This is a genomic window from Pseudomonas sp. PME37.24/025 (genome assembly GCF_055556615.1).
Genome location: NZ_JBVHNK010000495.1, coordinates 1 through 233, shown reverse-complemented (window position 1 = coordinate 233; position 233 = coordinate 1). Strand labels below are relative to the sequence as shown.

The following is a 233-nucleotide window of genomic DNA, read 5'->3' as shown; positions in this document are numbered from 1 at the left end:
ACACCGTTGGAGGCGGACGGTCTCGTGATGAACGACCCGATCGAGCCCTGGCCGCGCTCTTGTGTGTTGATCCCCATCACGAGCATGTAGCGGTAATAGGCCTCGAACCCGCCGGCGACGGCCCCAACGCGGCCAAACAACGCGTCGTTACGGCAGTCCTGGAAGTGATTGGTGGTCCCGGTGCCGACCGGCGGTGTCGAGTACGCGCTGCACTGCGGCGAGGATGGGGTCAG

The 233-nt window shown here is 65.2% G+C and carries 1 protein-coding gene; it reads right to left on the bottom strand.

All coding sequences use genetic code 11. The annotated features are described in order from the left end of the window. Positions 1–233: hypothetical protein (locus tag ACZ3HH_RS31210; protein ID WP_465810610.1), on the bottom strand; the 233-nt coding region annotated here is incomplete at both ends.